Annotated in this window: 21 protein-coding genes and 1 pseudogene; 10 read left to right on the forward strand and 12 right to left on the reverse strand. The window is 67.5% G+C overall.

The window, feature by feature from the left end:
• The first annotated feature begins 104 nt into the window (after window positions 1–104).
• Window positions 105–1,778, forward strand: a complete 1,674-nt coding sequence (locus VF329_12395) for an alpha/beta-hydrolase family protein (GenBank protein HEX7081804.1) — start codon at window positions 105–107, stop codon at window positions 1,776–1,778.
• A gap of 191 nt (window positions 1,779–1,969) precedes the next feature.
• The gene (locus tag VF329_12400; GenBank protein ID HEX7081805.1) at window positions 1,970–2,557 is read left to right on the forward strand and encodes a hypothetical protein; all 588 of its coding nucleotides are present in this window, start codon (window positions 1,970–1,972) and stop codon (window positions 2,555–2,557) included.
• 41 nt (window positions 2,558–2,598) lie between these two features.
• On the opposite strand, the gene VF329_12405 is transcribed toward VF329_12400, so the two are convergent.
• Window positions 2,599–3,768 (reverse strand): ScyD/ScyE family protein, encoded by a 1,170-nt coding sequence (locus VF329_12405; GenBank protein ID HEX7081806.1) that lies wholly within the window; start codon window positions 3,766–3,768, stop codon window positions 2,599–2,601.
• Between the two features lie 133 nt (window positions 3,769–3,901).
• On the opposite strand from VF329_12405, the gene VF329_12410 reads away from it, so the two are divergent.
• The 5 genes and pseudogenes from VF329_12410 (at window position 3,902) to VF329_12430 (ending at window position 9,469) form a co-directional block, all read left to right on the forward strand.
• Entirely contained in the window at window positions 3,902–5,683 is a 1,782-nt protein-coding gene (locus VF329_12410) for a winged helix-turn-helix domain-containing protein (GenBank protein HEX7081807.1), read from the forward strand.
• Between the two features lie 79 nt (window positions 5,684–5,762).
• On the forward strand, window positions 5,763–6,293 hold the full coding sequence (locus VF329_12415) for a GNAT family N-acetyltransferase (protein HEX7081808.1): 531 nt from the start codon (window positions 5,763–5,765) through the stop codon (window positions 6,291–6,293).
• Window positions 6,294–6,315: 22 nt separating this feature from the next.
• Entirely contained in the window at window positions 6,316–6,768 is a 453-nt protein-coding gene (locus tag VF329_12420) for a hypothetical protein (GenBank protein HEX7081809.1), read from the forward strand.
• A 79-nt stretch (window positions 6,769–6,847) separates the two neighbouring features.
• Window positions 6,848–8,911 (forward strand): annotated as a pseudogene (locus tag VF329_12425) (glycogen debranching N-terminal domain-containing protein).
• Window positions 8,912–9,055: 144 nt separating this feature from the next.
• A complete protein-coding gene (locus VF329_12430) occupies window positions 9,056–9,469 on the forward strand; it encodes a hypothetical protein (protein HEX7081810.1) in 414 nt (137 codons plus the stop codon).
• Between the two features lie 51 nt (window positions 9,470–9,520).
• Here the strand turns inward: VF329_12430 and VF329_12435 are convergent, their stop codons facing one another.
• The 5 genes from VF329_12435 to VF329_12455 all read right to left on the reverse strand — a co-directional run bounded on the left by VF329_12435 (window position 9,521) and on the right by VF329_12455 (window position 17,325).
• Window positions 9,521–10,921 (reverse strand): permease prefix domain 1-containing protein, encoded by a 1,401-nt coding sequence (locus tag VF329_12435; protein HEX7081811.1) that lies wholly within the window; start codon window positions 10,919–10,921, stop codon window positions 9,521–9,523.
• Window positions 10,922–10,924: 3 nt separating this feature from the next.
• Window positions 10,925–11,305: a helix-turn-helix transcriptional regulator gene (locus VF329_12440; protein HEX7081812.1), complete on the reverse strand. Its 381-nt coding sequence runs from the start codon at window positions 11,303–11,305 to the stop codon at window positions 10,925–10,927.
• Between the two features lie 249 nt (window positions 11,306–11,554).
• Complete coding sequence (locus tag VF329_12445) at window positions 11,555–12,514, reverse strand: NAD(P)-dependent oxidoreductase (GenBank protein ID HEX7081813.1); 960 nt, start codon at window positions 12,512–12,514, stop codon at window positions 11,555–11,557.
• Window positions 12,515–12,545: 31 nt separating this feature from the next.
• Complete coding sequence (locus VF329_12450; GenBank protein HEX7081814.1) at window positions 12,546–15,323, reverse strand: TonB-dependent receptor; 2,778 nt, start codon at window positions 15,321–15,323, stop codon at window positions 12,546–12,548.
• Between the two features lie 10 nt (window positions 15,324–15,333).
• A complete protein-coding gene (locus VF329_12455) occupies window positions 15,334–17,325 on the reverse strand; it encodes a hypothetical protein (GenBank protein HEX7081815.1) in 1,992 nt (663 codons plus the stop codon).
• 223 nt (window positions 17,326–17,548) lie between these two features.
• On the opposite strand from VF329_12455, the gene VF329_12460 reads away from it, so the two are divergent.
• A complete protein-coding gene (locus VF329_12460) occupies window positions 17,549–18,931 on the forward strand; it encodes an aldehyde dehydrogenase family protein (protein ID HEX7081816.1) in 1,383 nt (460 codons plus the stop codon).
• A gap of 349 nt (window positions 18,932–19,280) precedes the next feature.
• Here VF329_12460 and VF329_12465 read toward each other — a convergent pair whose 3' ends face one another.
• The gene (locus VF329_12465; GenBank protein ID HEX7081817.1) at window positions 19,281–19,595 is read right to left on the reverse strand and encodes a CcdB family protein; all 315 of its coding nucleotides are present in this window, start codon (window positions 19,593–19,595) and stop codon (window positions 19,281–19,283) included.
• Entirely contained in the window at window positions 19,582–19,812 is a 231-nt protein-coding gene (locus tag VF329_12470) for a type II toxin-antitoxin system CcdA family antitoxin (protein ID HEX7081818.1), read from the reverse strand. The genes VF329_12465 and VF329_12470 overlap by 14 nt, the downstream gene beginning before the upstream one ends.
• A gap of 302 nt (window positions 19,813–20,114) precedes the next feature.
• On the opposite strand from VF329_12470, the gene VF329_12475 reads away from it, so the two are divergent.
• Window positions 20,115–20,657, forward strand: a complete 543-nt coding sequence (locus VF329_12475; GenBank protein HEX7081819.1) for a hypothetical protein — start codon at window positions 20,115–20,117, stop codon at window positions 20,655–20,657.
• Window positions 20,650–21,258 (forward strand): cytochrome b/b6 domain-containing protein, encoded by a 609-nt coding sequence (locus VF329_12480; GenBank protein ID HEX7081820.1) that lies wholly within the window; start codon window positions 20,650–20,652, stop codon window positions 21,256–21,258. The genes VF329_12475 and VF329_12480 overlap by 8 nt, the downstream gene beginning before the upstream one ends.
• Before the next feature lie 24 nt (window positions 21,259–21,282).
• On the opposite strand, the gene VF329_12485 is transcribed toward VF329_12480, so the two are convergent.
• The 4 genes from VF329_12485 to VF329_12500 all read right to left on the reverse strand — a co-directional run.
• Window positions 21,283–22,629 (reverse strand): dihydrolipoamide acetyltransferase family protein, encoded by a 1,347-nt coding sequence (locus VF329_12485; protein ID HEX7081821.1) that lies wholly within the window; start codon window positions 22,627–22,629, stop codon window positions 21,283–21,285.
• A 72-nt stretch (window positions 22,630–22,701) separates the two neighbouring features.
• On the reverse strand, window positions 22,702–23,679 hold the full coding sequence (locus VF329_12490) for an alpha-ketoacid dehydrogenase subunit beta (GenBank protein HEX7081822.1): 978 nt from the start codon (window positions 23,677–23,679) through the stop codon (window positions 22,702–22,704).
• Window positions 23,667–24,608 carry a thiamine pyrophosphate-dependent dehydrogenase E1 component subunit alpha gene (locus VF329_12495; protein ID HEX7081823.1) on the reverse strand — a complete coding sequence of 314 codons (942 nt, stop codon included), beginning with the start codon at window positions 24,606–24,608 and terminating at the stop codon, window positions 23,667–23,669. The genes VF329_12490 and VF329_12495 overlap by 13 nt, the downstream gene beginning before the upstream one ends.
• A 208-nt stretch (window positions 24,609–24,816) precedes the next feature.
• Window positions 24,817–26,036, reverse strand: a 1,220-nt coding sequence (locus VF329_12500; protein HEX7081824.1) for a M24 family metallopeptidase, incomplete at its 5' end; no start/stop codon positions are given.

The following is a 26,036-nucleotide window of genomic DNA, read 5'->3' on the forward strand; positions in this document are numbered from 1 at the left end:
CGGCGCAGGAACCGTGCCGAAGCGGTGTCAATCAGACCATGGTCCTACGTCGCTTCACACCGATTGACAGCGCAGAAAAATCGCTTTCGAATCGAAAATCTACGATGAACAAACACAGCCGTCCGGCCGTCAGACCGCCGTCGTGGCCGGGGCTCGTCGTCGGCACGTTGTTCTTCGCGTTCTCGCTGACGCCGAGCCTGCTGCCGCGCTCCGCGCTGATGCAAGGCGTGGTCTCCGGGGTCGCGCTCGCGGCGGGCTACGGCGTGGGCGTGCTCGCTCACGCCGTCTGGCGTTACCTAGGGTTGCCTGCGCCGGGGCCGCCGCGCGTCGCGCGAGCCGTCAAGTACGCCGCCGCGGGTGTCTGCGCATTGGCGGCTGCGTTCTTCCTTTGGAAGGCCTCCGAGTGGCAGAACTCCATTAGAGCGCTCATGCAAATGGAGCCGACCGAAGGCACGCAGCCGCTCGCAGTCGCCTTCATCGCGATACTGCTGTTCGGCATCGTGCTCGCGATTGCCCGTTTGTTTCGGCTGATGTCCTTGGGGATAGAGCGATTTCTCTCGCACCACGTGCCGCCGCGGGTCTCGCTCCTCGTCGGCGTCGTCGCGGCGGCGGCAGTATTCTGGTCGGTCCTCGACGGCGTGCTGTTTCACGTCGCGCTGCGCATCATCGACGGCTCCTTCCAGCAGGTGGATGCGCTCGTCGAGCCCGACGAGGCGCCGCCGCAAGATCCGCTTCGAAGCGGGAGCGCCGCGTCCGTGCTCGAGTGGGAAGATCTCGGGCGAGCCGGGCGCCGCTTCGTCTCGTCCGGTCCCACGCGAGCGGACCTCGAGGCGTTTTTCGGCCCAAGGGTCCATGTCGAGACGCCGATCCGCGTCTACGTGGGCCTCAACGCCGCGGAGACCCCGGCCGAGCGGTCCCGGTTGGCGCTAGAGGAGCTTGAGCGCGTCGGCGCGTTCGAGCGGTCGATGCTCGCGATCGTCACGCCGACGGGGACGGGCTGGGTGGATCCGGGCGCCATCGACACGCTCGAGTATCTGCAGCGCGGCGACGTCGCGAGCGTCGTCGTGCAGTACTCGTATCTCGCAAGCGCGCTCGCGCTGCTGCTCGAGCCCGAGCTCGGCTCGGAAACGGCGCGAACCGTCTTCGCCGATATCTACGGCCATTGGACGCGTCTGCGGTCCGATCGCCGTCCGGCTCTCTACCTCCACGGGCTCAGCCTCGGCGCGCTCCTCTCCGATGCGTCGTTCGACATCTACGACGTGGTGGGCGACGTCTTCCAAGGCGCATTGTGGAGCGGCCCACCGTTTCGAAGCGAGACGTGGCGCGCCGCGACCGAGCGGCGGGATCCGGGCACGCCGGCATGGCTGCCGCGCTTTCGCGACGGCAAGATCATTCGCTTCACGAATCAGGAGAATCGGCTCGAAACGCCGGGGGGTGCGTGGGGGCCGCTGCGCATCGCGTTCCTGCAATACGCCAGCGACCCGATTACGTTCTTCGAGCCGAGCATGCTCTACCGCGAGCCGGAATGGATGGCGCATCCGCGGGGCCCCGACGTCACGCCCGCGCTGCGCTGGATCCCGATCGTCACGATGCTGCAGGTGATCGCCGACATGCGCGCCGGCGACATCACGCCTCACGGCTACGGCCACAACTTGGCCGCCGAGGACTACATCGACACCTGGCTCGCGCTGACGGGGCGGCAGGACTGGACCGACGACGACATCCGCCGGCTCAAGGCGGTGTTCGTGCATCGAGAGCGGGCGGCCTCCGGCGAATAGGTGCCTTCCGCGGGCGAGTCGTCGAGCTCGATCGTGCGCGTCGAGAGGCCGTCCGGCAGCTCGTGATCGACCGGCAGAACGGGTGGGCGCCCGACGTATTGGACGAAAGTCCAACTGTCGGACGGCCGCCAAGCGCGCGACCATCGGTATGTCTTTGGTTTCGCTGATTACCGGCAACGGGTAATCGAACCATGAAGGAACGTTTCTTGACGAGCGCGAGGCGCTTCCTGATCGCGTCCATCGGCCTCGCCGGCCTCGCCGCATGCGAGACTCAGCGCGTCGGACAGAGCGCGACCGTGCAGTTCGGGATCGTCCGCGCCGCCGAGGAGGTGACGTTGGACTCGGCGGCGACGCAGGGCGCGGTGATCGGCGGGAAGCTTGGCCTCTTGACCGGCGGAAACCGCTCGAACGTCAGCAACGCGATCCGAGGCGCCGCGATCGGCGCCGCAGCCGGCGCCGCATCGGACGGCGGTCGCAGGGGCATGGCGTACACGGTCGACTTGACGGACGGCTCGTCTGCCCGGATCGTCACGGATCAACGCGAGATCATGCCGGGAGACTGCGTCGCCATCGAGCGAGTCCGTGACACTGCGAATATCCGTCGCAAGTCGCAAAGCTACTGCGACAGGGCCAGCCAGGACGCCGTCCGAGCGATACAAGTCATGGTCCGCTCCGACGCTGCCGAATGCCGAAGCGCGAAGCAGGAGCTCGTCGAAGCGCGCACCGAGGAGGAGGTCGACCTCGCGAGCCGCAAGGTGGACTTGCTCTGCAACGGCTGAACGCGGCCGGCGACAACCGATAGGCGCATCCGTGCCCGCCCCTACAGTCCGACGCGGACGACTCGGCCTGTGAAGTTCTCGGCGATGTAGATCGCGCGATCTTTCGCGACGTACACCATGCCGCTTCCGCCGATGATCGGTGCGGCCACGACCTCGGGCTTCGCGGTCGGGCTCGACAGGCGCAGCAGCCGTCCAGGCATCTGCTGCAAGAGGTCGGTGGAGATTTCGAGCACGTAGTACTTCCCGTCGACCTGCAGCACGTCCGTCACCGTCGTCAAGCCCGAGATCAGCGTCGACTGCTTGCCGGTGTGGATGTCGACGAGCCGCACGCTCGCGCCGCCGCTCGCGTACGGAATGCCCGTAAGCAGCGATACGAGATATTTCGTGCCATGGAGATGGCGGATCGAGGTCGGGACGGCATCCGACACGGGCGGGCCGACGCCGCTGACGTTCGGCACGGGCGGGAAACGCACCAGTGTCTTCGGCGGCCCGAACAACCCGGCCTGAATGATCGCGTTCTGGCCGGCATCGGCGATGAGCAGCCCCTCCAGCAACGAGCCGTGCGTCACGGCATAGGGATTCGAGCCGCGGTGATCGACGATCGGGTCGGGACGGAAATCCTTCACGTCGGCGACCATCCGCACGAAGAGGCGCTCGCCCGCCGCGTTCTCGAGACGCACGGTCAAGCCGTCCGCAAGCCTGTTGTGATCGGCGCGGGCTAGCGTGAAGCTGTCCGTCACGCCGTCGATCGGACGGTCGAACTGCAAACGCAGCACGGAGCTGAAGATCGGCGATACCGACGGCACCGGGTTCGGAACTTCGTGCGGTGGTCCATTGAATCGCAGCGCGTCACCCTGCCCGATCAGCAAGTGGACGATGCAGCAGCCGTAAACGTCCACTCCACTCGGGCCCGACACCCCGCCGGTGATAGCGACTCCCGACGGCAGGCCGCCGAGCAGCGTCCACACGGCGCCGCCCCGATCGATGCGCGACAGCTCCCCATCGTTCTGCGCCGTGCCGGCTTCGCTCACCAGCAGCGCACCGCGGTTCGTGACGTCGAGCTTGTACGGAGTGGACAACCCGGCCGCGTAGGCCGTCGGTTGGGCCTGGCCGGCCGCGGACGCGAGCCCCAGGCAGGCGGCCAAGGACACCGACCGGGCGATACGGCTCGTGGCGCGCCGTCGTGACGCGAGAAGCCACAGGGTCTTCATGGCTGAGCTCCTTGTTGGTTGTTCGTAAACGGACGCCGTGGAGCGCGAGCGTCGTAGTAATGAAGCAGCAGCCGCTCCGAGATGTAATTAGAATCTCGCTGAAAGTTTGTGCGAATTTCTGAGAGCCGTTGCCATGAGCGTCACCAGGCCGGAGATTTGCCAATTCCTCGGGTACCGCCTCGACTTCGTGCGGCGTCGGCTGCTGGCCCCGGACGGTTCGCCCGTGGCGCTGATGCCGAAGGCAATCGATACGCTCATGCATCTCGTCACGCACGCCGGCCGGACAGTCAGCAAGGAGGACCTGCTGAAGGCGGTGTGGCCGACCACCGTGGTCGAAGAGAACAACCTCACGCAGAACATCTCCGCGCTCCGCAAGGCCTTCGGCGAGAAGCGCCGCGAGCACCGCTTCATCGTTACGATCCCGGGTCAGGGCTACCGGTTCGTTGCGCCGGTAAGCGAGTTGTCGCGGGATGACGGCCTTCTACGCAATCACGCCGCCGTCCCGGTCGTTGCGTCGGGCGCAGCCGCGTCGGTCGATAGCGCCGGCTCGACGCGGCCTCTGACGGTCGCAGTGCTCCCGTTCAAGCCGCTCTTGCAGGAACAGCGTAACGAGGCACTGGAGCTCGGCATGGCCGACAGTCTGATCATGGAGCTCAGCCGAAGCACGCGCCTCATCGTCCGTCCGCTGAGCGCGACGCGGCGCTTCACGTCGCTCGATGAGGACGCGATCGAGGCAGGTCGAAGGCTGGACGTCGATGCCGTGGTCGACGGGACGATCCAGATCGGAGACGGTCGTCTGCGCGTCTCCGCCCGTCTGCTGCGCACCGAGGACGGCCGGAATCTCTGGGCCGGAAAGTTCGACGAGGAGTTCTCGAGCCTGTTTCGCGTGCAGGACGCCATCGCGCAGCGCTTGGCGCAGGCGCTGGAGATCCGCCTCGGTCCGCCTGCGAGCCGCCAGACCGAGAATCTGCAGGCCTACGAGCTGTACATGCGCGGACGCTTGCATGCATTGCGGCTCGTGATGCCCGAAGTGCGGCGCGGAATCACCTTCTTCGAGCAGGCCATCCTGGCGGACCCTTCGTACGCGCTGCCTCAGGCGGGCATTGCAGACGCCCTGCGCGCCATGGTGTTGAGCAACGACACGAGCCCCGCAGAGGTCGCGGCGAGGTCGAAAGTATCGGCCGAACGTGCGATCCAGCTCGCGCCGGATCTTCCCGAGGCGAATATCGCGCGCGGTCTCATTGCGCTCTTTTTCGACTGGGATTGGAGCGCCGCGGAGGACTACCTCGCGCACGCCGTCGAGCTCGCGTCGAACAGCGGCGAGGCGCACATCTATCTTGCGCATCTGTGCTCGATTCTCGGCCGCCATGGCGAAGCCCTCGCGCATGCGCGTCGGGCGAGGGAGATCAACCCGATCAGCCCGATGATCGTCGCGCTCGAGGGACAGTTCCTGGGTTTCGGAGGCGAGTCGGAGGCGGCAATCCGGCGGCTCAACGGCGCGATCACGATGGCCCCCACGTTCTGGCTGTCGCACCACCTGCTCGCCCAGGCGCTGATCGATGCCGGTCGGTACGAGGCCTCTTTGGCGGAAAGCGCCGAAGCCAAGCGTCTATCGCCGATGCAGACGTACTCCGACGCGCTCACCGGCGTGGCGCTCGCACGGCTCGGCAGACGAGATGAGGCTCGAGCGATTCTGGCGTCGTTGACGACCGCCTCCGATGAAAAATATGTGCCGCCGACGCATCTTGCGCTGTTGGAAACGGCCCTCGGCGCCTACGGCAACGCGATCGCGCATCTCGAAGCAGCGCTGTCCGTGCGAGACGCGCGGCTCGTGTTCCTGAAAGTCGATAGGAAGTGGGATGGTCTACGCTCGCAGCCGGGCTTTGAGGACATCACGCGGAGGATGGGTGTTTAGGTAGATCTTCGTATCGTGGCCCGCTCGCCTCGAGACTAACGTGGAAGTGCTCGTGCGGAACGGCCACCGGAGGTGAGCCATGACGATTCCAACCAGCGAGCAGCGGACGGAGACGCTGCGCGACGGCAGCCGCGTGCTGACCCGCCCGATTCGACCCGAGGACGCGGCCGCCCAGGCCGGATTCATCCGCGAGCTTTCGGCCCACAGCAGACACCTGCTGTTCCTCGGAGGCGTCACCGAGCTTCGACCCGCGGAGCTCGAGCGGCTGTGCGCGCCGGACTACGTTCACGACATGGCGTACGTCGCAATGGCCCGCGACCGCGACGGTGAGCGCCAGGTCGGGCTCTGCCGCTACGCGTCCTCCAAGCCGCCGTGCGACGAGGCCGAGATCGCCGTGGCCGTGGCCGACGCCTGGCAGCACAAAGGGCTTGCGACGCTGCTGCTGCGGCGCCTGATCGAGCATGCACGCTCGCACGGCGTCAAGCGCCTGTATTCGATCGATTCCGCGACCAATTACCGGATGCGGAGCCTTGCTCGGCACCTCGGATTCGTCGAGCAGCCGGATCCCGACGACGTCCATCAGGTCCTCTACTCGATGCGGCTCGATTGAGCCGCAAGGTGAGACTCCGGACGTGGTATTTCTCACTTGGCGTGAAGTCGATTTCGGCGGCGTGCTGCTCGCGGGCCTGATCGCCGGATATCTCATGGCGATCGCCGGGCTCTGGGCAGGACAGGTTCCCGGTCTCGTATCCGTCGACATCTCGGATTACGGCCGCCGTTACATGGTCTCCGATCGAACCAGCGCCTGGCTGCTCGGTTTCGCCTCGCATCTCGCGAACAGCATCGGCCTCGTTTTGCTTTGGGCGTGCGTCATCGAGCCGAACCTCTCGTGGCCGCGGCCGCTCGAAGGACTGCTGTGGGGCGAGGTCCTCGCGCTCGTGCTCGCCGGCTCCGTCGTCGCGCCGCTGTCCGGGCTGGGTTTCATGGGCCGCAAGACGGGCTCATCCCGGTTCGCTTTCACGACGATTCTGCTGCACGCGATTTGGGGCCTGACCCTCGGTTGGGTTTACGTGCCGTTGCAATGAACGGAGGCGTGCGCATCTTTCAGCCGAGAATCGTGCTCCATGGAAGCGGCGTCGCGATCGTCTCGGACATCACGGGACAACTTCACGCGGAAGAAGCCACGGCCTCTTCGCCGGCGACACGCGCGTGCTCTCGACCTACAAGTTTCAGGTCGGCGGCAATGCCTGGACGCTGCTCGGCCAGGCACGGACCGGCCATGGCAGCGCCCAATGGCATTTTCAGAATCCCACCTTGCGCGACGAGCGCGGGCTGCTCGAAGCGGGCACGCTGGCGCTGTCGCTGAGCCGTCGCGTCGACGGGGCGATGCATGACGACTTTGCGTTGCAGGCGTATGCACAACGCCCGGTGCTATGTCGGTTTACCCTGCAACTGGACGCGGATTTCACCGATCTATTCGAGGCAAAGGGCGGCTCTGTTCGCGCGCCGCTGCGCATGCTGAAGATCAGCGAACGCGGCAAAGGCCTGACGTTCCGGTATGAGCGAGGCGGCTTCCGGCGCGCGCTGCACGTGCGCATCGATTCGAGTGAACGTGATATGTCACTTGCGGGCACGCGAATCACGTTCGTGCTTGCCCTCGATCACGCGAAAAGCTGGCATTGTTGCCTCGACGCCGAGCCGGAAGTTCAGCGTCGCATCCTCAAGCTCGCCGGCGATCCGCACGCAACGCAACCGCAACGTGTTCCCGAAAAGAGAAGCGCGCTGACTCTGCAGTCGGAACGGTTGCTCGAGGAGGCGTTCGCGTGTGCGCGCGAGGATCTTCATGCGCTCGCGATCGAGCGCGGTGAGGCGCTGCCGTTTCTCGCCGCCGGTGTGCCGTGGTTCCTGACTCTATTCGGCCGCGATTCGTTGCTGCCGGCCGTCATGGCAGGCTTGGACGGCGCCTGGTCGGCGAAGGGTGCCCTGGCCGCTCTGGAGGCGCATCAGGCGCGCGAGCGCGACGATTTTCGCGACGAGCAGCCGGGGAAATTTCCGCACGAGCTGCGCGACGACGAGCTCACTTTCCGGGGGGAGCTGCCGTACTCGCCTTATTTCGGCACTCATGATGCGCCGTCGCTGTACTGCCTGACGTTGTGGAATGCGTGGCGGTGGACCGGCGACGACAAGCTCGTCTACCGGCACATCGACGCGGCGACGCGCGGGCTCGAGTGGTGCGAACGGCACGGCGACCTGGACGGCGACGGGCTTCAGGAGTACGCGACGCGCAGCCGCAAGGGCTACCGTAACCAAGGGTGGAAAGATGCCGGGGATGCGATCGTGGACGGCGATGGCCGACAGCCCGAGCTGCCCCTTGCGACCGTGGAGCTGCAGGGATACCTCTACGCTGCTCGGCTCGCCATGGCGGACTTGCTCGCCGTCGTGCGGCAACCGCAAGAGGCGCAGGCAGAGCTTCGGAAAGCGCACGCGCTTCGCCGCCTCGTCGAAGAGCGCTACTGGCTCGAGGAAGCTCGGTTTTATGCGCTCGCGCTCGATAAGGACAAGCGGCGTGTCGACGCGATCGCGTCGAATGCCGGCCACCTGCTGTCGTGCGGGCTGCCACGACCCGACCGCGCGTCTGCGGTGGCACGGCGCCTGCTGGCCGACGATATGTTCAGCGGGTGGGGATTGCGCACCCTGTCGTCGCACAATCCGGCCTACAACCCGCTCTCGTATCAGCGAGGGTCGGTCTGGCCGTTCGACACGCTGCTCGCGGCGGCGGGCCTATGGCGATACGGCGAGCATGACGCGGCGTTCAGGTTGATGCAGGCGATCCTGGAGGCCGCGGGCCGCTTCGAATCTTCGAGGCTACCCGAGCTTTTCGGCGGTTTCCCGCGCTCGCACGGCGTGCCTGTCCCATACCAGGAAGCGAATATTCCTCAGGCCTGGTCTGCGGCCGTCCCGATCATGATCGTCCAGCTCGTCTTGGGCCTCGTGCCCGATGCGCCGCAGGGCCGGTGCTACGTTCAACCGCGGCTGCCGCCGTGGTTGTCTCACATGACCGTGGCCGGTATCGAAGTAGCCAACGGCCGGCTCGACATCAGCCTGAGCCGACGCGGCCGGGAAACGACGATCGATCGCGTAAGCGCCACAGGGGTCGAAGTGGTCTGCGAGACTCCGCCGGCCGTGCTTTGGGGCAAGCCGCTCACCCCGACCCAAAAGGCGGTCTGAGTGTACTGAATCGGGCGTCGGTTTCATCGTATACTCGCGGAGATCCCATAAAAGAAAAGATTGCCAAGCAGGAGGGCCTTCGAAATGGCTGTATCGGCCAAGCACCGAGCACGACGGGCCGCGCCACCGCCGGCGGCGAGTGTCTTGCCGGGCATCGCTCTTGCAATCGGCCTGACGGTACTCGCCACGGCGCTTCCGGCGGCCGCTGACGACGAGGCCGAGGCGGCGCCGGCGACTTCGGTCGCCCGGCAAGCCCATGGCCTGGACGGCGCGTCCGAAGAAGCGAGCACCGACGAAGCCGCCGACGAGGCGATACCCGTGACGGCCGTCGTTGATGCTGTCGATCGAACGCCCGAATCGCAGCGGCAAGAGTGCCGGCAAGTGAAGGTGACCGGCTCGCGGATACCCAAGGGGATCTGCACGACGAAGGAGGAATGGGAAGCTTTCAGCGAGCTGACGTCCGAAGCGGGAAAAGAGTATCTGCGACGAACTCGTCAGAACGCGGAACCGCGCAAAGACCCCTTCACGACGACCCGGGCCGTCGGCGGGGCCTTCTAATGAGCTGATTCGGGCACGCTCGATCGGAGCCGGCTCCGCCTCTTTCGGCGCTCACGCGAATCCGAACAGCGGCGGGAAAAGAAACGCGACCACCGCCGCCCAGGCGGCGAGGACGTAGAGATAGAACGTCTGCCAGGCGCACAGGCGCGCGAAGGCGACGCCGCCCCGGACGAACCGGGCATACAGGATCAAGGAGCCGGCCAGATTGACGAGGAGGACGAGGTTCTCTCCGAGAGCCGCGACCCGGTTGGGCGTGAACCCGAAGTCCGAGATCCGGCTCCCGATCGCCCAAAGCGCCACCACGTCCACCACGAGCGCGCTCCCGACCAGCGTCAGCTGAATCCAGTCGAGGAGGCTCGGAGGCGCCGACGGATCGCGGGCCGAGACCGAGTAGAGCAGCAAGCCGAAGACCACGACGAGCAGGAGGTCGAAGGCGATGAGCACCTCCCGCTCGACGTCGATGCCGCGTCCGGTCCACACCATCGTCGCGACGAATGCGAGGAGCACGAGGGCGAAGAGCGGGGCGAAGATCCGAGTCAGGACGGGCGCCATGTTCTCGATGACGCTCTGCTTCGCCTCCACGAGCCACATGGCGACCACGGCGGCGCCCGCAACGCCGCAAGGCAGGATCCACCCTTGCACCTGCCGCTGCACATCGATACCGATGGCTTGGAAGAGGCCGAAGGTCAGGCCGATCAACACGCCGCCGCCGAGCGCGATCAAAACGTAGTAGATGAAAAGCTCGCCGGTGAAGCGGACGAAATCCATCCGCCGATCGCTCCCCGGCCACCGTCCGCCGACGTAGGCCACGCCCACGGCGAGCCACAGGGCGATCGGCAGGTGCAGAATCGTCAGGAACTCGGTGTCGGCGCCCGGCGAAGGGGAGAAGGGGAAGGCGTTCACGACGATCGCCGCCAACACGAAGACGGCGGCCAGCCACCACCGGGTCGATCGCGGAAGCGGCCGCTCCCACGCGAAGTACGCGACCATGAAGGGAAGGGTGAAGAAGCCGAGGTTGAGCGCGTAGAACGGGGCGCGGTCGACGAAGCCGATCCCGAAGAGGGCCGGAACTTTGATCGCGATGCCTGCCGCGACGGCCAGTGCGAGGGCGACCCACAGCTTTCGCGACGCGTCGATGGCGGGCATATCCGCCGCGCCGGCCCATCCGTCGCCGGCGAGAACGAGCTGCTTCCAGAGCCGGTCCGAATGCTCACGGGCGAACTCTCGTGTCAGGGCGTCGATGGCCCCGAGGCGCTTGACGGCCACCAAGAAGGCCTCGTCGTCGGCGAGCCCGCCGGCACCGAGCGCGGCGATCTGCTCGCGCAGGTGATCTTCGAGCTCCTCCGCGTCCGAGCCGGAAATCGCCCGGCTCTTGCGGAGGTGAGCCCGCCACGAATCGATCTGCTTCTCGACGCACTCCACCGCGGGCTCGCCCGGGCGCTTTCCGTCCATGACTCAACTCCGCTGGGGCACGGGGTCGGCGCTTCCATCGCTGTCGACGGAATCGGCCAGCGCCGACCAGATGTTTCGGAGCGTCCTGTCGACGGTCCGCCATTGGCGGCGCTCGTCGGCGAGCTGCTCCCGCCCGGCTGCCGTCAGCCGGTAATACTTCCGGCGCCTGCCGGACTCCGCCTTCTGCCACCGCGATTGGACGAGGCCGGAGCGCTCCAATCGATGCAGAACGGGGTAGAGCATGCCGTCGGTCCACTCGAGCGCGCCCCCGGACAGCTCGCGAACCCGCTTCAGAATGGCATACCCGTAGCTGTCCCCTTCGGCCAGGATGGCGAGCACGAGGGGCGTGGACGACGCCGCGACGAGGTCCTTGTTGATGCTCATCGCAGCGGCGGTGTCTTGGAGCGGTCGAGGCGGCGGATCGTATGCATAGCGGCATTATACATAGCTCTGCCATGTATAGCTAGCGCGGGTGCTTCCGCCGCGGGCGTGCTTCGCCGACGAGCCTTCCAGGGAAGCGTGGGCTAGCGAGGGGCGGGCTCTTCCCGCCGGCGTGCCATGGCGTGCGCCGAGCGGGCCGGCGCCGCTCGCGCCGCCCGGATCGGCGTGGACTCGCCAGGCCCGGATCGTCGGCTACGTGGCCTCGGCCAGGCCGTCGTCGACCTGAACGTTCTCCGGCTCGAGCACGAGCCCCGAGGCCTTCGCCTGCTCGACGAGCAGGATCGCGAAATCGCAGTCGACGCGGCCCGCCTCGACCGCGCGATTCACGATGTCGCGCGTGACCTCGGTCACCGGCAGCGGCACGCCGAGCCGGCGGCCGGCTTCCAACCCCAAGTCCAAGTCCTTCCGCAGCAGCACCGGCGTGAACGTCGGCTTCATGTCGAGGTTCACGAGCGCCGGCGTCTTGTAGCGCGTGAACATCGAGCCCATCACGCTGTCGTTGATGAAGCGCAGGAAGTCGTGGCGCGAGACGCCGCCTTTCTCGGCGAGCACGGTGATCTCAGCGAGGGACTGCGCGACGGCGCCGAGCAGCAGGTTGTGGCAAATCTTCACCATCCGCGCGAGCTCGCCTTCGCCGACGTAGACGGCCCCGCGGCCGAGCATCGCGAGATAGGGCTCGGCGGTCTCGAACGCGGCTCGAGGACCGGAGGCGACGATCGTCAGCTTGCCGGCGCGAACGACCTTCGCGTTGCCGCTGACCGGCGCGGCGAGCATCGCAGTCCCGTGCCGGGCGGCTTCCGCGCGCACCTCGGCGGAAGCCTCTTCCGAGACGCTCGAGCAGTCGATCAGGAGCTTCGGGCGCCGTGCGCCGCGGAGCACGCCGTCCGCGCCGATCGTGACGTCGACGAGATCGTTCGACGCCGACACGGTCGTGAAGACGATGTCGCGATCGCCGAGATCGCGCGGCGATTCCGCGAGCTCGGCGCCGCGCTCGGCGAGCGGCTCGACCTTGCTCCGGGTGCGGTTGTAGACGGCAACGTCGCACCCTGCCTCGAGCAGCCGCTCGGCCATCACGAAGCCCATGCGGCCGCCTGCGCCGATCCAGCCGATCTTGTGCGAGCGGACGGCGCCGGAAGCGGCTTGCTTGTCCATGTGCCGGTTCTCCTTTGGGGCGGCGCCGGCGCTAGAGCTCGAACGTGACCTTCGCGTAGAGCAGCCGGCCGCGCGGGTCGTGCACCTTCGAGTCGTACCCGCCGTTCGTCGCGACGTGCGGCGGATCCTCGTCGAAAAGGTTGATCGCGCCGAACGTGAGGAGCGGGCCGAAGTCGCGGTCGAAGCGAAACGAGTACTGCGCATCGACCGTGGTCTGGCTGTCGATCGGCGTGAACGCTTCCGGGCCCTCGCCGAGGGCCACCTGATCGTCGACGTAGGAGTCGATGTAGCGCACGAACACGTTGATGCCGTGATTCTCGCGCTGCCATCCCATGAACGTGTTGACCCGCCACTCCGGCGCCGACGTCGCGAAGTTCGCGAAATTCCGCCGCCCCGCGCCGTCGACGGCGCCGGCTTGCGGGTCCACGAGGTCATAGCTCGCGATGTAGGTCGCCTCTCCGCCGAAACGGAACGACCCGCGCGCCGCGTCGAGCGTCTGCACGATCGAGAGATCGAACCCGTCGGTCTCGAGCGACGACGCGTTGTCGTAGAACGAGTCGACGCGCAGCAGCAATCCGCTCACGGGGTCGCGGATCACCTGGCTCCGCGCCTGCGGATCGTTTTGCGCCGCGGCGTTCAGAATGGCCTGCGCGTTCTGCTGGATGATCACGTTCGAGTAGTCGAACGACCAGTAGTCGACGCCGAGCTGCAGCGAGTCCGTGATCGACCAGCTCACGCCGATGTTCGCGACGTCGGCTTCCTCCGGCTCGAGCGGATCGCCCTGCGGGTCGGGCTGCGTGCGCACGGGGAAGAACTGCGGCGTGCCGACGTTCGGATCGATGAGCTCCGCAAGGGTCGTCTGCGTGCCGAACGACTGGTACAGCGAAGGCGCACGGAACGCCGTGCCGACCGAGCCGCGCAGCGAGAGGGACGGCGTGGGCCGCCACAGCACCGTGACCTTCGGGTCGGTGGAGTCGACGGGACCGTAGTCCTCGTAGCGGGCGGCGAGCTGCATGTTCAGCGCTTCGGTGAGGGGCAGCGCGAGCTCGACGAAAGCCGCCTGAACGTTGCGATCCCCGCCGAAGTCCGGATTGCCCGTGACGAACAGGAAGTTGTCGCGGTTGGCGTTCTCGTCGTAGTCGTACGTCAGCTCCTCGCCGCGATATTGCGCGCCGACGGCGAGGCCCGCGGTGCCGCCCGCGAGCTCGCCGAGCGGCTTCGAGACGAAGCCTTCGACCGTCGCGAGCTCGCTCTGCGCATCGAAGCTGAAAAAGTCGATCATGTCGTCGAAGAGCTCGGGCGGGTTGATCGTGCCCGTGCCGGTGAGCGCCGTGCCGAACGGGTTGAAGTACAGGCACGGGTCCACGCCGGGCGTGCCGGTCTCCGGATCGCACTCGGGTCCGCCGAAGCCGTTGATCGCCGCGTCGAAGCGGTCGACGAGGACGTCGGGCGCGCTCCCGAAAAAGTCGTTCTCGCTGTACTGGACGCTCGCCTCCCAGATCAGGTCGTCGAGGGTGCCCGTCAGCGACGCGGCGAGCCGCCACGTGTCCGACTCGTGGATGCTCTCGATCGCGGTGCCGCCGGCGCCGATCACGCGGCCGATGAAGAGCACGTCGGTCCCATAGGGGTTGTCCGGGTGAGTGGCCGCCACCGTCGGGAACGCCGCGAACGGGAACGACGGCGAGTTGTTGCGCTTCGCCTCGTTGTCGGCGAAGTGGAGCTCGACCTGGCCCTCGATCCGGTCGTTGAAGAAGTGATCCACTTCGACGTACGCGCTCGCGCGCTGCTCCTCGGGCACGATCGACCAGAAGCTGCCGAAGTCGAACTGGCACAGTCCGATCGGGATCGGGCCGGCAGGGCTCGGCACGGACTGCACGATGCCCGGCACGACCTTCGGGTCCTGCGCGGCGATCGTCGTGCAATCCTGGTCGGCGAACACCGGCGGCCGCGCGTCGGGCACCGGGTCCAACCCGAGCTGCGGCTCGACGAAATCGGCGACGCCGTTCAGGTTGCTGTCGAACGCGGCGGTCCAGACGGATTGGTAGGCCGGGTTCCCGGGCAGCGACGGGATCAGGAACGAGCCGGGGTTGCCCGCCTGGCTCAGATCGTCGGCCGGGGTCGAGAGCCGGCGGTCGTTCGTCGTGAGCGGCTCTCGGTCGAGGTACGAGAAGGCGGCGAGAAGATGCGTGCGGTCGTTGCCGACGCCGTAGACGCCGCTGAGCTGCGTATCGTCCTGCGGATGCGCGTCGACGGTTTGCAGCGCGAGCTCGAGATCGAAGCCTTCGAACGTATCGCGCGTGATGAAGTTGACGACGCCGGCGACGGCGTCCGACCCGTAGAGCGCCGTGGCGCCGTCCTTCAGCACCTCCACGCGGTCGAACGCGATCATCGGCGGCAGCGACGACGTGTCGACGAAGTTCTCGCCGCGGTCGGTCGTCACCGCGCTTTGCGTCTGCCTCCGCCCGTTGATCAGCACGAGGGTCGAGCTCACGCCGAGACCGCGCAGATTCACGTTGCTCGTGCCGGTCGTCAGGTTCTGGGTGAACGCGTCGGCATTGTTCTGCGAGCCGGTATTGATCGTGAGATCCACGATCATGTCGCCGATCTCGTTGACCCCGAGCGCGCGGAGGTCCTCGCTGGTGACGGTCACGAGCGGCGAGGGCGAGTCGAACTGCGACTGGCGGCGGATATACGTGCCCGTGACGACGACTTCCTCGATCGGCCCGGCCTGCTGCTGCTGCGCGGCGGCATCCGGCGCCGCGAGCGCGGCGCCGAGCGGCGTCAGCAAGACGAGCGGCGTTCGCGGCATAGCGTCATGTTCACTCCACGAGGCTCGTATCGTTGATCGGGATCACGCTGCCGTTCGAGGCGGCGTACGTCACGGCTTGAGTCTGCATCTCCGTCGTCACGGCCCGGTCGATCGACGGATCGAGCAACGACCCGTGCCCGCCGGCCGTGAAGCGCACGATGCCGCTCACCGTGCCGGGCGCCGGCACGATGGCGTCCGTGCTCACGGTCGGCAGCCCCCAGAGCGAGGCGAGGTAATCGGTCGGCGCGTTCGGGACCGTGGTGTCGCCCCGCACCTCGATCACGTGGAGCGGGTGGAACGCGCGCGTGCTCACGGCGTAGTTCACGGGATCGACCGGGTCGATGATCGCCTGCAGATCGCGCACGAAGTTGTCGAAATTCGCCGTGCCCGGCGGCAGGCCTTGCGCGGCCAGCGCGTCCCGGATCGGATCGCCGAAGACCACCGCCTCGGGGTCGGTCAGGATCGCGGTCCACGGCCCCGCCGGGCTCGAGAGCGTGGCCGTGCGGACGTCGGTGTCGACGCCGAGAAACACGCTGCCGATGATGCTGCCGAGCGACGCGCCGACGAAATGGATGCGCGAGGCGTCGAGGTCGGGAGCCTGATCGCCGTCGAAATCGAGGGTCGGAATCGTGCGGGCGAGCTGGATCAGGTCGGAGACGGCCTGACGGAGGTTGTCGCGTGCGTTCAGGGGGTTCTGCAGGTTCAGAATCTGCCAGCCGTTGTCGATCTCGCCGTCCGGCACGAACACGCCCGTGTCGCCGACGTTGTCGAGATTGAAATGCCGCTCGTTGTCGCCGAAAGGCGTGCCCGGGCCCTGATAGAACGGGCTTTCGGTGTCCCTGACGCCGTGCAGCGGCAGATCGATCGCGACGACCGCGAAGCCCTGCGCGGCGAAGCTGTCCGCGATCGCGAACATCGTCGTGCGGTTGGACGTGATGCCGTGCACGTAGATGACGACCGGCCAGCCTTCCGCCGGTTCCGGGTGGCCGCTTTGAGCGTTCGGGAGCGTCGCGAGCAGCGGGATCGGAAGCTCCGGGACGCGCGCGACGGGGACGGGGTTCGCCGCGTTCGGCGGCATCAGATCGGCGTTCACCCAGAAGCTCGCGAGCGGATTGGCCGGATCCCCGAAGTACGGCACGGCGATCGTGCCCGCATACACGTCGGCGATGCCGGGCAGCCCCAGCCCGAGCTCGCCGGTGCTGATCCCGAGCGGCTCGAGCACGGCCGGCCGTGCCGTCGCCGACTGGCTCACGGCCTCGAGCACGTCGCCGACCGACTGCGTGCGCATGCTCCACGCGACGACGATCGATTCCCCCGGGATGCCGAGGAGCCCGACGCCGGCGTCGATCAGCGGCGTGATGGCCGGAAAGAGCGGATCGAGCTCCGGGGTGCCCGGCACGCTCCCGAGGCCGGCGAGGTGCGCGTCGCGGACCGCGCCGAACACGGTGTCCGCGGAGGCCGGCTCGCCGAACGTGTTCTCGATGCCGTCGGTCAGGATGAACGCGTACTGCGTGCGGGGCTCGAGCGGCACGAGCGGCACGATCTCGACGAGGCCGCCGCCGGTCCCGGCCGCCGTCGAGACGCGCACGTCGTAGTCGAGGCCGGGGACGAGCGGCGTACCGGCGGTTGCGTTCAAAACGAACACGGTGCCGCCCGACTGCGGGTTCGCGGGATCGAACGGTACCAGGGTCTCCGGATCCACCGGTCCGTTGAACGGCACGGTGATCGGAGCCGTCGTCGAGAAGCCGTCGAGCGTATTCAGCGCCTCGGCGAGCGGGCTCGTGATGCGCTCGGGCACCTCGAGCTTCTGGCCCGTGGGATTGTAGAGGTCGCTCGGGTAGGGGCCGACGTCGATCGGCGGGGCGTAGACGGCCACGAAGCCTTCGCCGGATGGCGGCGGCGCGGGCGTGAATTCGACCGCCTCCGGGCCCGTGGACGAGCCGCTTTCGCAGCCGGCGAGCACGGCGCCGACGAGCACGAACAGGATGGCAGAGCGCGGCATGGAACCCCCCTCGGAAGCGCCGCTGCCAGTATATGCATTCGTCGTCGGGAAGATAGCTTCGCAATCTGCGGAGTTCTCTTCTGCTGCGCTTCCTCGGTCCCGCGTCCGGGGCGCGGGCCCTGTCGGCCGGACTCCGGCTGCGGCGATTCGCGGGAGCCGAAACGGCGGCCGGCCTGTCTATAATGGGTGCTTCGAAACGGTTATCGAGGGACAGCCCATGAGCATGCCCGAACGCGCAGCCGCGCCCGATACGGAAATCCAGAATCTCGTCGAGAAAGCACGTGCCGCGCAGGCGGCTTTCGAGGCGTTCTCTCAGGAGCAGGTGGACGCGATCGTTCGCGACATCGGCAAGTACGTCTACGACAACGCCGAAATGCTCGCGCGCATGGCGGTCGACGAGACGGGCATCGGCGACTACAGCGACAAGGTTCTGAAGAACAAAGGCAAGGCAAGGATCATCTGGAACAGTCTCAAGGGCAAGAAATCGCGCGGCGTCATCGGCGAGGAGCCGGAGAACAACCTCGTGCTCGTGGCCAAGCCGATGGGCGTCGTCGCGTCCGTCACGCCGGTCACGAATCCGATCGTCACGCCGATGTGCAACTGCATGTTCGCGATCAAGACCGGCAACGCGGTGATTTTCGCGCCGCACCCGAAGGCCCAGAAGTGCACGCGGCATCTGACGAACGAGTTCATGCGCATCGTCAAGGCGCACGGCGGCCCCGACGATCTGATCCAAATGGTCGAGAACGGCTCCGTGGAGAAGACGCAGGAGCTGATGCGCTCGGTCGACGTCGTCGTCGCCACGGGCGGCGCCGCGATGGTGAAATCCGCTTACTCGTCCGGCAAGCCGTCGTTCGGTGTCGGCGCGGGCAACGTGCCGGTGATCATCGACCGCGACGTCGATCTGAAGGAAGCCGTCGAGAAGATCGTCGCGGGCGCGGCCTTCGACAACGGCATCATCTGCTCGCACGAGCAGTTCGTGCTCGCTCCGGAGGAGCGCTACCAGGAGACGCTCGAGGCGTTCGCGGCCACCGGCAAGGTATGGTTCACGAACGACGAGGCGCAGATCCAGAAGATTCGCGACGTCGTGTTTCCGGGCGGACAGCTGAACAAGGACGTGGTCGGCAAGCCGGCTCGTGAGGTCGGCCGCATGGCGGGCGTCGACGTTCCCGAGTCGGCCCGGCTGATTCTGGTCCCCGCGCGCGGCGCCGGCGAAGCGGACGTGCTCGCCCGCGAGAAGCTCTGCCCCGTGATTGCGATCTTGCCGTACAAGGAGTTCACCGAGGCGGTCGAGAAGGCCAAGGCCAACCTGCTCGTCGAGGGCGCGGGGCACTCCGCGGCCGTTCACTCGAACAACGAGGAGCACATCCGCAGCGCGGGCGTCGCGCTGCCGGTCAGCCGTCTCGTCGTGAACCAGGCGAGCTCGCTGACGGCGGGCGGTTCGCTCACGAACGGCTTCGCGCCGACGACGACGCTCGGCTGCGGCTCGTGGGGCGGGAACTCGATCTCCGAGAACCTCGACTACAAGCACCTGATGAACGTCTCGCGGATCGGCAAGGTCATCAGCGGCAAGAAGGTGCCGACGGACGAGGAAATCTGGGCCTGAGCGAAGCGAGAACTGCGCGGGGCGCAGCTGTCGAGTTCCCGCTGCTCTACACGTCCGAGGAGAAGGCGCAACGCTGGCGAAGTCCGTCTCGACCCCTCCGAGCATGCGCAGCACGGGTGGTTCTCGTTCGAGGAGAGCCTCGCGCGTGTCCACTACCGAGGGCTCGAGGACGGGCTGCGATCGGTCCACGAGTACGTGACCGGTACGCCGAGCCCGGCCAGGGAGCTCTGCCTCTACCCGTCAGAGACCTGAGCGAGCGCGCTGCCGGGTGGCGCTTGCGGCGGCTGACTGCGAGCTGCGCGGTGTGGTGAGCTCGCGCTGTGCGCGGCGTGCGTCGCGCTCGGCCGAATCAGACGCCGAAGAACAGATAATCGATCGCGGCGAAAATGTCTTCGCGCCGATCGGCCAACGACGCCACCGGTGTGCCGAGGCTCGTGGCCGGTAAGGTCGTCAAGGACGTGACGAGCAACACGAAGTCCTTTCCCTTGATCCTGACGAAAGGCGTGAGGCGCCCCGGGATGGCGGGCAACGCAGCGCGAGGGACGGTCGGGGCGACCGCGCGGTCGCGGCCGATGTGCGCGACCTCCGATTGCAGCACGACGACATACGGGTAAGTGCGGCGCGCCCGGGTGATTGGGTTCGCGAAGACCTCAAACTGCTTCATCGTCCGAGGCGAAATGCTCCCGGGCGAGATCGGCGAACGAGCCGTGCTTCTCGACGTAATCGTTGACGGCGGCCAAGTCGAGGCGAATTTCGGCGGCGAGCGCTTCGGCTCGGCGCCGCGCGACCTCGTTCGCGAGCGCTTCCTCCGCGACTTTCGATGTGTTCACGTTCAGCTCCTTGGCCTGCCGGTACAGCTCCGCGTCGATCGTAAGGCTCACCGTTCGCTTCGGCCCCTTCGCTTTTCCGGCGAAACCGCGCATAGCTCCTCCGTGTAGAGCACCGACAGCGTACGCCCGTGCAGAACACGTGTCGAGCACACGGGTTTTGCGCGGCCCGGCGGTTGCAGCCGGCCGGGCCGGCTTCTCTTTCCCGCGCTCGCTGGTGACCACGGCTCAGAGTACGGGCGGTGCCTGAATCCCGCCCGCGCCGGCGGGTTGACGCTGGGCGCTGCGGATGTGCGAGACTGGCTCGAGCGCGATGCTGCCCCGTGCTGCGAGTGCCGCGGCGCGGAAGGAGGACCATGAGGGGAGAGGCCGTTCCAGCCTGGGCGAGCTGGGTAGGGACCGTCGCCGTCGTCCTCGGCGTCTTGCTGACGGCCGAGCGCGGCACCGAGTGGATGAAGCAGGTGGTGATCGCGAATGCGACTCCGGTGAGCGGTCAGCTACCCGACGCCGAATGCCCGACCGACGAGCTGATCGAGGAAGGGTTGTCGGCGGCCGAGTGCGAGCAACTCGTCGCCAACGTGCGCAATCACATCGTCTCGGCGCCTCCTTGGTTCCCCGGTGTGCAGACGCTGTTGGCAGCTACGGCGACGATTCTGGCGCTCCTGTCGATCGGCGTCGGTGCGTCGCTGCTGGAAGGCCGCGCTTGGGCTCCCGGCGCGGCGGTCTATACGTTCGGGGCGCTCGCACTCGTGGACGCCGCGGGATTCGTGGCCGCCGTCAACGCGGGTCCGATCTTGCGTGACGCCTACTTGTGGGGGTTCCTGCTGTGGTTCTTCATTCATCTGATGATGACGATCGGCGTTGCTGCCGGTCGCGCGGGGGTGATTCGCCATGGATGATGCTCGAAACTGGGAAGCAACCGCGACGGACGACGCGTCCGACGGCGAGCTGACTCATGATGACGTCGAGCCCTACACCCGGACGGCCGTCGTCGTTCATTGGCTGATCGCGGTCGCGACGATTTTTCTTTTCGCGTCGAGCTGGTGGATGCTCGCATTGCCGCTGCCGTCGGACGACTTCACGTTCCGCGAGTTTCCGTTCCAGCTCCACAAGAATCTCGGCCTGACCATCGTCGTGCTGCTCGGCGTGCTGCTGTATGTGCGGCTCAAGCACCGGACGAGGGCGACGCGCTCTGCCGAGATGCGCCCCTGGATGCGCACGCTCGCCGCGGTCGATCACGTCGCGCTCTACGTGCTGATCCTGGCCGCCTGCGTCAGCGGCTACCTGTCGTCGTCCTACAGCGGATGGGCGACGACCTTGTGGTGGTCCGTCGACCTGCCGCATTGGGGCTACGAGAACGAGGAGCTCAACATCCTCTACTCGGACATCCACCTTTGGACGTGCTGGGCGCTGCTCGCGGTCATCGCCGTGCACGTCAGCGGTGCGCTGTATCACGGATTCCGCAACGACGGGATCGTGCGGCGAATGCTGCATCTGTAAAAGCGAGTGCTGCGACGCCGCAGCCTAGATCTCCACCGACCACTCGCTCCGTTCGAGGATCTTCCGGACCCGATCGAGGAACGCGGCGGAGTATGCGCCGTCGACGGCGCGGTGATCGAACGATTGCGCGAGGATGCCGACGGGACGAATCGCGATCGCGTCGCCTTCCGGTTGCTCGATCACCACAGGCTTCTTGCGCACGCCGTCGGTGGAGAGGATCGCGACCTGCGGCTGGTTGATGATCGGCGCGGTGATCAGCGTGCCGAACGTGCCGGAGTTCGAAAGCGTGTAGGTGCCGCCGGAGAGGTCGTCGGGCTTGAGCCGGCCCTGCCGTGCGCGGGACGCGACGTCCTGAATCGCCTCCGCAAGCTGCGCGACCGACCGGGTCTCGGCCGAGTGGATCACGGGAGCGACGAGCCCTTCGGGGCCCAGGTCCACGGCGATCGCGAGATTGACCTGCTCGTGCAGCACGAGCGAGTCGCCGTCGACGCTCGCGTTCAGGTGCGGGAACTCGCGCAGCGCCTCGCAGACCGCGCTCGCGATGAACGGCAGGTACGTCAGCGAATAACCGTGTCTGCCGCGCCACGCCTCGCGCACCGCCTTCCGAACGCGATCGACGTTCGCGAAGTCGACCTCGACGGCCTGCAGCACGTGCGGGCTCGTGGCCTTCGAGCGCACCATGTGCTCGGCCGTGAGCTTGCGGATGCGATTGAACGGCACGACGCCGCCCTGAAGCGAGACCGGCGCCCGGGCACGGCCGGTGTCGCGAAGGGCGGCAGGCTCCGCGGCCGGGCGCGGCGCGGCGCCGGGCGTTCCCGTTTGCGGGCGCGCCCCGGGCGACGGCCCGCGCTCTGCGGCCGGGGGATTCTGGAGATAGCGGATCACGTCGCGGCGCGTGATCCGCCCGTCGCGGCCGGTGCCTTCGATCCGCCCGAGCTCGAGACCGTGCTCGGCCGCGAGCCGGCGCACGGCGGGCGAAAGCCGCTCACCGGCCCGGCGCCCCGCTACGCGCCGCGCGGCAGCTTGCGGCGCACCGGCTTCGACGACCGCCGCCCCGTTGCTGCCGTTCGCGCCCTGAGCGGCGACGGCCGGCGACGCGGCGCGGGCGGGCGTCGATTCCGGCTCCACAGCCGCTTCGCCTTCCACTTGCACGACCGCGAGCACCGTGCCGACGGCGACCGTCTCGCCGGCCTCGACGAGAATCTTCGCGAGCGTGCCCGAGCCCGGCGACGGAATCTCCATCGAGACCTTGTCCGTCTCGACGTCGAGGATGATCTCGTCGGCTTCGACCCGGTCGCCGACTTGCTTGTGCCACGCGGCGACCGTCCCCTCGGTGACGGTCTCACCGAGCTGCGGCATCAATACGTCCATCCGTCCTATCCGTGAAGCAAAGGCCCCGAATTCCCCCCGGCGCCGGACGCCCGATCGCGGCGCCGCTGCGCGTCAGTCGACGAGCTCCCTGACGCTCGCGACGATCTTGTCTGCGCTCGGCAGTTGCGCGTCCTCGAGGTTGTTCGCGGCCGCGAGCGGGACGTGCGGCGTGGTGACGCGCACGATCGGGCCGTCGAGATCCCAAAAGAGCTCCTCGGCGACGATGGACGCGATCTCCGCGCCCCAGCCGCAGAGCCGCGGGTTCTCCTCGACGGTGACGAGGCGGCCGGTCTTCGCGACCTCGGCCAGGATCGTCTGCGTGTCGAGCGGCACGAGCGAGCGTACGTCGACGACCGTGGCCGAGATGCCGTGCTGCTCCTCGAGGATCTTGGCCGCCTGCATCGCGCGCGGCACCATCAGCGCGAGCGCGCAGATCGTGACGTCGTCGCCCTGGCGCAGCACGTTCGCCTTGCCGAGCGGAACGACGTGCTCGCCGTCCGGGACCTCGCCCTTCGTCGCGTACAGCGACTTCTGCTCGAAGAAGAGCACGGGGTCCTCGTCGCGCACGGAGGCCGCGAGCAGCCCCTTGACGTCGGCCGGGCTCGACGGCGCGACGACCTTGAGGCCCGGCACGGCCATCGCCCAGTTCTCGACGCTCTGCGAGTGCTGCGCGCCGAAGCGCGAGCCGCCGCCGTTGCCGGAGCGGATTACGAGCGGGAGCGTGACCTGACCGTCCGTCATGTAGCGGGTCTTCGCGATCTCGTTCGCGACGATGTCCCAGCAGACCGCGAAGAAGTCCGAGAACATGATCTCGGCGATCGGCCGCAGGCCCGTCATCGCCGCGCCCATCGCGGCACCGAGAATCGCCTGCTCGGAGATCGGCGTGTCGCGGACGCGCTGCGGACCGAACTCGTCGAGCAGCCCGACGGTCGCCTTGAACACGCCGCCCGCGGCGGCCACGTCCTCGCCGAGGAACACGACGTTGGCGTCGCGGCGCATCTCCTGCGCGATGCCGGCCGCGACCGCCTCGCGATAGGTCAGTTCCGCCATGCGCTGCCTCCGTCGGCCCAAACGTCCTTGTAAGCGATGCTTTCGTCCGGCGGCGGCGCGTTCTTCGCCTCCTCGGTGGCCTTGTCGATCGCGGCCTGCGTCTCGGCCTCGATCTTCGCGAGCGCGTCCTCGGGGATGCCGAGATCCGTGAGGCGCTTGCGGTAGCGCGGGATCGGGTCCTTCGAAAGCCACTCCTTGACCTCGTCGTCCGGCCGGTACTTGCCGGGATCGGCGCGCGAGTGGCCGCCGTGGCGGTACGTCTCCGCCTCGATCAGGCTCGGGCCGCCGCCGCGCCGCGCGAGGTCGAGCGCGCGCTGCGCGGTCTCGTAGACGACGTCGACGTCGTTGCCGTCGATCAGCACCGGCTCGAGGCCGTAGGCGCTCGCGCGGTCCGCCGCCGGGTGCTCGACGGCCGTGACCTGGTCGATCGCGGTGTACTCCATGTAGCGGTTGTTCTCGCAGACGAACACCACCGGCAGCTTCCAGACGACCGCGAGGTTCAGCGCCTCGTGGAACGCGCCGATGTTCGTGGCGCCGTCGCCGAAGAAGCAGACCGCGACCTGCTCCGTGCCGCGATACTGTGCCGACCACGCGGCGCCCGCCGCGATCGTGAGATGCGCGCCGACGATCGCGTACGACCCCATCATGTGGTGCTTGATGCTGGTCAGGTGCATCGAGCCGCCCTTGCCGCGCATCAGGCCGGACGAGTTCCCCATCAGCTCACCGAGGATCTGCGTCATCGAGACGCCGCGGACGAGCGTGTGGTTGTGGCCGCGGTACGTGCAGAACGTGTAGTCGTCGGGGCGCATCGCGACGCCGAAGCCGGCGGCGACCGCCTCTTGCCCGAGCCCGAGATGGCTCGTGCCCTTGATCAGGTTCTGCATGAAGAGGTCGTACGCGCGCTTCTCGAGGGCGCGGCATTCGAGCATCGTGCGATAGAGCTTCAGGCGTGTTTCCGGGTCGAGCGCCGTGCGCGCCTCCCGGAGCGGAGCCGCGGTATTCGTCGAATATGCATCCACTGCTGCTTGCCTTGTTATTCGAGTGTCGTGAGCCGTCCGGCGGCTCGGGTGCCCGAGAGGTCAAAGGCCCGGCGCAGCGCCCGCGCGAAGCGGGCGCGGCCGGCGGGCTCTCGACCGCCTAGTACTGATTCGCGACCGGCAACTCCTCGGCCGGGAAGAGCGTGATCACACGGCAGCCGTCGGACGTGACGACGACCTCCTCCTCGATGCGCGCCGCGGAGAAGCCGTCCTTCGCCGGGCAGTACGTCTCGAGCGCGAACACCATGCCTTCCTTGATCTCCATCGGATTGTCGAGCGATACGAGGCGGCTGATGATCGGCCGCTCGTGCAGCGCGACGCCGAGGCCGTGGCCGAACTGGAGGCCGAAGCACTCCATCTCGCTCGAGAAGCCGAGCTCTTGGGCTTTCGGCCACACCGACGCGACCTGAGCCGTGCTGACACCCGGCTTGATGAGGTTGATCGACGCGTCGATCCACTCGCGCGCGCGCTTGTAGGCGTCGCGCTGCGCATCGTTCGCCCGGCCGACGTTGATCGTGCGGTAGTAGCAGGTGCGGTAGCCCATGTAGGCCTGGATGACGTCGAAGAACGCCTGATCGCCGGGGCGTACCATGCGGTCCGTGAAGTTGTGCGGATGCGGGCTGCAGCGCTCGCCGGCCACGGCGTTGATGGCCTCGACGTCGTCCGAGCCCATCTCGAACAGCATCTTCGTGGCGCGGGCGACGATGTCGTTCTCGCGCACGCCGGGCTTCAGCTCCTCGTAGATCATGTGATACACGGCGTCGACCATCGAGGCCGCGACGTTGAGCAGCATGATCTCGTCCTGGCTCTTGATCTCGCGCGCGTCGAGCAGCACTTGTTGCGCGTCGCGGACGTCGAGGCCGAGCTTCTGCAGCTCGAAGAGCATGGGGGGCTCGACGAGGTCGACGCCGAGCGGCTGGTCGGCCACGCCGTTGGCGACGAGCAAGTCTTTGATTTCCTTGGCGGCATCCCGCATGAGACCGGACGTAGGCGGCACGGCGCCGCGCAGACCCAACATGCCCGCATGGCAATGCGTCTTCGGCAGCCAAGGTGCGTAAATTCGGTGGTGAGCGGCGGCGGAGCCGAAGTCCCAGAGGTGCGGATCGGCGTCGCCCGCGAGCAGTGCGAAGCGGCACATCTTGTCGCGCGACCACTCGCAGATGTTCGTGCTCGTCATGGAGCGAATGTTGTTCGCGTCGAACGTGAGCACTGCACCGAGGTCGGAGTTCTTGAGCGCTTGACGCGTACGGGCCAAGCGATAGCGGTGCAGGCGCCGGAAATCGATGCGCTCCTCGAAGTCGACGTTCATGACGCCGGGCG

Source organism: Gammaproteobacteria bacterium, assembly GCA_036381015.1.
Classification (GTDB): domain Bacteria; phylum Pseudomonadota; class Gammaproteobacteria; order Steroidobacterales; family Rariloculaceae; genus ZC4RG20.

What these genes read in the sequence shown, in the direction of transcription:
- VF329_12445 (HEX7081813.1), bottom strand. Translation starts at nt 12,514, where the DNA reads ATGGACAAGCAAGCCGCTTCCGGCGCCGTCCGCTCGCACAAGATCGGC.
- VF329_12405 (HEX7081806.1), bottom strand. Translation starts at nt 3,768, where the DNA reads ATGAAGACCCTGTGGCTTCTCGCGTCACGACGGCGCGCCACGAGCCGT.
- VF329_12485 (HEX7081821.1), bottom strand. Translation starts at nt 22,629, where the DNA reads ATGGACGTATTGATGCCGCAGCTCGGTGAGACCGTCACCGAGGGGACG.
- VF329_12455 (HEX7081815.1), bottom strand. Translation starts at nt 17,325, where the DNA reads ATGCCGCGCTCTGCCATCCTGTTCGTGCTCGTCGGCGCCGTGCTCGCC.
- VF329_12480 (HEX7081820.1), top strand. Translation starts at nt 20,650, where the DNA reads ATGGATGATGCTCGAAACTGGGAAGCAACCGCGACGGACGACGCGTCC.
- VF329_12400 (HEX7081805.1), top strand. Translation starts at nt 1,970, where the DNA reads ATGAAGGAACGTTTCTTGACGAGCGCGAGGCGCTTCCTGATCGCGTCC.
- VF329_12440 (HEX7081812.1), bottom strand. Translation starts at nt 11,305, where the DNA reads ATGAGCATCAACAAGGACCTCGTCGCGGCGTCGTCCACGCCCCTCGTG.
- VF329_12450 (HEX7081814.1), bottom strand. Translation starts at nt 15,323, where the DNA reads ATGCCGCGAACGCCGCTCGTCTTGCTGACGCCGCTCGGCGCCGCGCTC.
- VF329_12415 (HEX7081808.1), top strand. Translation starts at nt 5,763, where the DNA reads ATGACGATTCCAACCAGCGAGCAGCGGACGGAGACGCTGCGCGACGGC.
- VF329_12410 (HEX7081807.1), top strand. Translation starts at nt 3,902, where the DNA reads ATGAGCGTCACCAGGCCGGAGATTTGCCAATTCCTCGGGTACCGCCTC.
- VF329_12465 (HEX7081817.1), bottom strand. Translation starts at nt 19,595, where the DNA reads ATGAAGCAGTTTGAGGTCTTCGCGAACCCAATCACCCGGGCGCGCCGC.
- VF329_12460 (HEX7081816.1), top strand. Translation starts at nt 17,549, where the DNA reads ATGCCCGAACGCGCAGCCGCGCCCGATACGGAAATCCAGAATCTCGTC.
- VF329_12475 (HEX7081819.1), top strand. Translation starts at nt 20,115, where the DNA reads ATGAGGGGAGAGGCCGTTCCAGCCTGGGCGAGCTGGGTAGGGACCGTC.
- VF329_12395 (HEX7081804.1), top strand. Translation starts at nt 105, where the DNA reads ATGAACAAACACAGCCGTCCGGCCGTCAGACCGCCGTCGTGGCCGGGG.
- VF329_12435 (HEX7081811.1), bottom strand. Translation starts at nt 10,921, where the DNA reads ATGGACGGAAAGCGCCCGGGCGAGCCCGCGGTGGAGTGCGTCGAGAAG.
- VF329_12495 (HEX7081823.1), bottom strand. Translation starts at nt 24,608, where the DNA reads ATGCTCGAATGCCGCGCCCTCGAGAAGCGCGCGTACGACCTCTTCATG.
- VF329_12490 (HEX7081822.1), bottom strand. Translation starts at nt 23,679, where the DNA reads ATGGCGGAACTGACCTATCGCGAGGCGGTCGCGGCCGGCATCGCGCAG.